General features: G+C 71.8%; 4 protein-coding genes. 2 read left to right on the forward strand and 2 right to left on the reverse strand.

Going from position 1 to position 6,026, the window contains the following annotated elements:
• Positions 1 to 37 precede the first annotated feature (37 nt).
• Positions 38 to 2,719, forward strand: coding sequence for a pyruvate, phosphate dikinase (ppdK, locus tag PLP61_RS04165; protein ID WP_324500658.1), 2,682 nt, complete (start codon positions 38 to 40; stop codon positions 2,717 to 2,719).
• Positions 2,720 to 2,744: 25 nt separating this feature from the next.
• Here ppdK and PLP61_RS04170 read toward each other — a convergent pair whose 3' ends face one another.
• Together PLP61_RS04170 and PLP61_RS04175 are read right to left on the reverse strand one after the other, a co-directional pair.
• The gene (locus tag PLP61_RS04170) at positions 2,745 to 3,653 is read right to left on the reverse strand and encodes a co-chaperone YbbN (protein ID WP_324500660.1); all 909 of its coding nucleotides are present in this window, start codon (positions 3,651 to 3,653) and stop codon (positions 2,745 to 2,747) included.
• A gap of 38 nt (positions 3,654 to 3,691) precedes the next feature.
• Positions 3,692 to 4,909, reverse strand: coding sequence for an acetyl-CoA hydrolase/transferase family protein (locus tag PLP61_RS04175; RefSeq protein WP_502888940.1), 1,218 nt, complete (start codon positions 4,907 to 4,909; stop codon positions 3,692 to 3,694).
• A 116-nt stretch (positions 4,910 to 5,025) separates the two neighbouring features.
• On the opposite strand from PLP61_RS04175, the gene PLP61_RS04180 reads away from it, so the two are divergent.
• Positions 5,026 to 5,826, forward strand: coding sequence for a C1 family peptidase (locus PLP61_RS04180; protein WP_324500663.1), 801 nt, complete (start codon positions 5,026 to 5,028; stop codon positions 5,824 to 5,826).
• Positions 5,827 to 6,026: the final 200 nt, after the last annotated feature.

Below are 6,026 nucleotides of genomic sequence, written 5' to 3' on the forward strand. Positions count from 1 at the left end.
CTCCCCCTGCACCGGTCGGGAGTGCTTAGATCTAGGGGTGACTTCCTACGTGTACAAGTTCGCGGACGGCAACAAGGACCTCAAGGACCTGCTCGGTGGCAAGGGCGCCAACCTGGCCGAGATGACCAATCTCGGGCTGCCGGTGCCGCCCGGGTTCACCATCACCACCGAGGCCTGCAAGGCCTACCTCGCCGAGGGGCACGAGCCGGAGTCGCTGGCCGCCGAGGTCACCGAGCACCTCGCCGAGGTGGAGCGCACCATGGGTCGTCGCCTCGGTGACGCGGGAGACCCGCTCCTGCTCTCGGTCCGCTCGGGGGCGAAGTTCTCCATGCCGGGGATGATGGACACCGTCTTGAACATCGGCCTCAACGACGACACGGTGCGTGGCCTGGCCGCCCAGAGCAGCGACGAGCGGTTCGCGATGGACTCCTACCGCCGCCTGCTGCAGATGTTCGGCGCCACCGTGATGGGCGTGGACGCCGAGGAGTTCCACTCGAAGCTGGACGCCCGCAAGGCGGCCAAGGGCACCACCGCGGACACCGACCTCGACGTGGACGACCTCACCGCCCTGGTCGCCACCTACAAGCAGGTCATCGCCGAGCAGACCGGCCGCGAGTTCCCCCAGGACGCCCGCGAGCAGCTCGACCTCGCCGTGCGCGCGGTGTTCGAGTCCTGGAACGGTGACCGGGCCGTGCTGTACCGCCGCCAGGAGCGCATCCCGCAGGACCTCGGCACGGCGGTGAACGTGCAGGTCATGGTCTTCGGGAACCAGGGCATGACCTCGGGGTCCGGCGTGGGCTTCACCCGCGACCCGGCCAGCGGCGAGCGGGGCGTCTACGGCGACTACCTGCAGAACGCCCAGGGCGAGGACGTCGTCGCCGGCATCCGCAACACCGTCTCCCTGCACGACCTCGCCGACCTCGACAAGGCGTCCTACGACGAGCTGCTCGGCATCATGGACAAGCTCGAGCGGCACTACCGCGACATGTGCGACATCGAGTTCACCATCGAGCGCGGCAAGCTGTGGATGCTGCAGACCCGGGTCGGCAAGCGGACCGCCGAGGCCGCCTTCCGCATCGCCGTGCACATGGTCGACGACGGACTGATCAGCAAGGACGAGGCCGTGCTCCGGGTGAGCGGGGGGCAGCTGGCCCAGCTGATGTTCCCGCGCTTCGACGAGCGCGCCGAGCGCTCCCTGCTGGCCACCGGTATGAACGCCTCCCCGGGCGCGGCGGTCGGCAAGGTCGTCTTCGACTCCGACACCGCGGTGGAGTGGGCCGACCGCGGCGAGGACGTCATCCTCGTCCGCAAGGAGACCAACCCCGACGACCTCAAGGGCATGGTGGTGGCGCGCGGGATCCTCACCAGCCGCGGCGGCAAGACCTCCCACGCGGCCGTGGTGGCCCGTGGCATGGGCCGCACCTGCGTGTGCGGCGCGGAGGCCCTCGACGTCGACGTCAAGGCCCGCCAGTTCCGGGTCCGCGACGGTGGCATCGTCCACGAGGGCGACCTGATCTCCATCGACGGCACCACCGGCGAGGTGTTCGCCGGCGCCGTGCCGGTCTCCAGCTCCCTGGTCGTGCGCCACTTCGAGGGGGAGGAGGTCCACGAGGACCTCGTCGACGCGGTCGCCCGGGTGATGGCCTACGCCGACACCATCCGGCGGCTGCACGTGCGGGCGAACGCCGACACCCCCGAGGACGCCGCTCGGGCCCGCCGCTTCGGCGCCCAGGGCATCGGGCTGTGCCGCACCGAGCACATGTTCCTCGGGGAGCGGCGCGAGCTGGTGGAGCACCTGATCGTGGCCGAGGACGAGGCCGCCCAGGAGGCCGCGCTCGCCGCGCTGCTCCCGCTCCAGCGGCAGGACTTCGTGGAGATCCTCGAGGCCATGGACGGCCTGCCGGTCACCATCCGGCTGATCGACCCGCCGCTGCACGAGTTCCTTCCCGACTACACCGAGCTGTCGGTGAAGGTGGCCATCGAGGACGTGCGCGGCAAGCACGACAAGCGGCAGCTGCGGCTGCTCGAGGCGGTCAAGCGGCTGCACGAGCAGAACCCGATGCTGGGCCTGCGCGGCGTACGGCTGGGCATCGTGATCCCGGGGCTGTTCCTCATGCAGGCCCGTGCGATCCTCGAGGCCGCCGCGATCAGGATCAAGGCCGGCGGCGACGCGTGGCCCGAGATCATGATCCCGCTGGTGGCCTCCAAGCGCGAGCTGGACCTGGTGCGGAACGAGGTCCTCGGGGTCGCCCAGGAGGTGCAGGAGCGTGAGGGGGTGAGCATCCCCTTCCGCATCGGGACCATGATCGAGCTGCCCCGGGCGGCGATGACCGCCGGCCAGATCGCGGAGTCGGCGGAGTTCTTCTCCTTCGGCACCAACGACCTGACGCAGATGACCTGGGGCTTCTCCCGCGACGACGTGGAGGCGTCGTTCTTCACCAACTACCTCGACAACAACATCTTCCAGGTCTCGCCGTTCGAGTCCCTGGACACCGAGGGTGTCGGTGCGCTGGTCCGCAAGGCCGTCATCGACGGCCGGGCGACCCGGCCGGACCTGCACCTGGGGGTCTGCGGAGAGCACGGCGGCGACCCGGACTCGATCCACTTCTTCCATGACGCCGGGCTGGACTACGTGTCCTGCTCGCCGTTCCGGGTGCCGGTCGCCCGGCTCGAGGCCGCCCGGGCCACGCTGGGCGGAGGCTACGCCGCCTCGACCTGAGGCCCGGGCTGTCGAGGGGGGCTGCCTAGAAGAGGGCCGAGGCGAGGTTCTGCCGGCCGCGCAGCACGCGCGGGTCGTCGTTGCCGACCGCAGCGAAGAGTCCCAGCAGGTGCTGCCGGGCCCGGTCACGGTCCTCGCCGGCAGTCCGCCGGACCAGCTCGATGAGGCGGTTGAAGGCGTCCTCGACGTGGCCGCCGAGCAGGTCCAGGTCGGCCACCAGGGTCTGCGCGTCCACGTCGGCGGGGTGCTCCGCCGCGGCCGTTCTGGCCTGGACCGGGTCCACGCCGGAGGTGCGCTGGAGCACCTTGGCCATCGCCAGCCCCGCGGCGGCCTCGGCGTCGGCGGGGTTGGAGTCCACCAGCTTCTGGTACTCCGCCACGGCCCGGTCGAGGTCCCCCGCGGCGAGGGCGTCCTGGGCCGGCGCGTAGCGCGGGTCCACCACCGGGCCACCATCGGTCGCGGGCGCGGCCTGGGGCCGTGGCTGGTGCCGCCCGGTCACCCCCTGCGCGGTCAGCTGCTGGAGCACCTGGGTGAGGGCCGCGCGCAGCTCGGCGAGCGGAACCACGCTCTGCAGCAGCGGCATCGGCCGGCCCTCGAGCACGACCACGACCAGCGGGACCGACGGGATCTGCATGGCCTGCGCGATCCCGGGCGCGGTGTCGATGTCGACCAGCCCGGCCAGGAACCGGCCGTCGAACTCGGTGGCCAGCGTGGTCAGGTCGTCGGCCAGCTGCCCGCTCTCCGGCATCCGCGTGCGGGAGAAGAACACCAGCAGCACCGGCGCCGTCATCGAGGACTCCAGCACCTGCTGGACGTTGGCCTCGGTGACCGGCACGGCGTACGCCGACGAGGACGCCGCGGCCGGGGCGGCCGTCTGGTCCTTGAGGCCCGACAGGTCGAAGGCTCCGGGACGGCTGAACGGCTGCTGGGTCATGGGCGCCATCCTAAGGGCCACCCGGGCGGCCTCCCGGGTCAGGCCAGCCCGAGCTCCGCGGCCTCCTCCCACAGCTCGTCACGCACCCGTGGGTGGGCGGCGTCGCGGATCAGGTGCCGGGCCTGGGCGCGCTGGTCGTAGCCGAACACCTCGGCCACTCCCTGCTCGGTCACCACGGCGGTCGGCTGGAACGAGGTGACCGGCTCGTCGACCAGCGGGACGATCGTGGAGCAGTCCGCCTTGGGGTGCCAGGAGCGCAACGCCATCATCGCCTGGCCACCGGTGCTGTGGAGCGCCCCGACGATGAAGTCGGTCTGACCGCCGAACCCGGAGTGGATCCGGGCGTTGATCCGCGAGGCGTTGGCCTGGCCGAACAGGTCGATCTGCAGGGCGGTGTTGACGCTGACCATGCTCGGGTTCCGGGCGATCCGGGCGGGGTCGTTGGTGACCTCGGTGCGCAGCATCTCGATGCGGTCGTTGCCGTCCACCCACTCCATCAGCTCCGGGGAGCCGAAGATGAACGAGGCGGTGATCGGCACGTGCCGGTCCATCGCCCCCGCCCGCTCGAGCGCCAGCACGCTGTCGCTGAACATCTCGGTCCACACCCGCAGCCCGTGCCGGCTGACCAGCCCGCGCAGCGCGGCGTCGGGCACCGCGCCGATGCCGGCCTGCAGGGTCGCGCCGTCGGGGACACGGTCGGCGACCATGGCCCCGATCAGCGCGGACTCGTCGTCGATGGCACCGACCGGCGCCGTGGGCAGGTCGCCGTCGGCCTCGACCATCAGGTCCACGTGGGCAAGGTCGACCAGGGCGTCGCCGGACGTCCAGGGCATCCGCGCGTTGACCTGGGCGACCACCTTGCCGCCGCGTCGGCGGGCCGCCTCGAGAGCGGCGGGGAGCACGTTGACCTCGGTGCCCATCGAGACTCGGCCGTCCCGCGGCCGCGTCGTGTGCAGCACCACCAGGTCGGGTGGTTGCTGGCGGGAGAAGAGGGAGGGCACCAAGGAGAGCCGGCACGGGGTGTAGGACAGCCGCGGGCTGCGCCGCTGACCCGGCCCCACGAACGCGGTCTCGAGGGTGACCCCCTCGCGGTCGGGCAGGCCGGGCTGCCCGTTGAGGGCCCACAGCCGGTACGCCGGGAGGGCCTCGTCGATCAGCCCGAGGGTGTGCCACGGGGTGACGTGGTTGCCGGTGACGACGATGCGGGGGTTCTCGGGGAGACCGGCCAGCAGTGTGGAGAGGTTCACGGGTCCCATTCCAGCAGGGTGGAGGGGCGACCCGCCAGCGGGGTCTCTTGTGCCGGGCGCCGTGACGGCGGGATGCTCCTGTGCATGGGGCCCGGCATCGGGCCGGGCCGCGAGAGGAGCACCCCATGCCTCCGGCAGACAGCCCGTCGACGTACATCTGCAACGTGGTCCCCTCGAAGGAGACCGAGAAGGACTGGAAGTTCCGCGACTCCGTCGACTCCGGCGTGCTCGGAGCGGTCGGCCGGCTGCCGCGGTCGGTGGACCTGCGCGAGGACTGGTGGACCGTGGCCGACCAGGAGGACACCGGCTCCTGCGTGGGCTGGGCGAGCGCGGACGGGGTGGCCCGCTGGCACCTGACGAAGGCCGGGAAGATCAGCCCCGACCAGCGGCTCTCCGCCCGGCACGTGTGGATGGCCTCCAAGGAGACCGACCGGATCACCACGCGGCCCGAGAGCTTCCTGGAGGAGGCCGGGACGATGCTGAAGTCCGCGATGAAGGTGCTCAAGAAGCACGGCGCGGCGCTGGAGACCGACCTGCCCTTCCACATCGACACCAAGATGTTCCTGGGCAGCGAGAACGCCTTCTACGCCGGGTGCGCCCAGCGCACCCTCGCCACCTACTTCAACCTCGAGCTGGACCTGACCCACTGGAAGACCTGGCTGGCCCAGAACGGTCCCATCCTGGCCGCCCTCCAGGTCGACGCCTCGTGGGACAACGCCGCCGCCACCGGCGGCAAGGTCGACACCTTCCGGCCCGCCACCGTCCGCGGCGGTCACGCCATCGCCATCGTCGGCTACCGGGGGGACGGGCGGTTCATCGCCCGGAACAGCTGGGGCACCTCGTGGGGCGACCAGGGGTTCGCCTACCTCAAGCCGGCCTACATCCGGGCGGCGTTCTTCAACGAGTCCTACGGCGCCACCCTGTAGCCCCGAGGCCGGTACCGGGCCGGGACACCCGGGGCGGGAGCCTGCCACTTGTGCCGGGTCGCCTGCCACTTGTGCCGGGTCGCCTGCCACTTGTGCCGGGTCACGCCCGGGCCCTGCCCTCCAGCAACGCGTCGGCGGCGGCGTAGGGGTCGGTGCCCCCCTCGGCCACCGCCAGCGCCAGCTCGGCGACGCCCGCCCCC

Source organism: Nocardioides sp. (genome assembly GCF_035429765.1).
Classification (GTDB): domain Bacteria; phylum Actinomycetota; class Actinomycetes; order Propionibacteriales; family Nocardioidaceae; genus Nocardioides.

Coding starts and splice junctions, on each gene's coding strand:
- PLP61_RS04175 (WP_502888940.1), bottom strand. CDS start 4,909: ATGGGACCCGTGAACCTCTCCACACTGCTGGCCGGTCTCCCCGAGAAC.
- PLP61_RS04170 (WP_324500660.1), bottom strand. CDS start 3,653: ATGACCCAGCAGCCGTTCAGCCGTCCCGGAGCCTTCGACCTGTCGGGC.
- PLP61_RS04180 (WP_324500663.1), top strand. CDS start 5,026: ATGCCTCCGGCAGACAGCCCGTCGACGTACATCTGCAACGTGGTCCCC.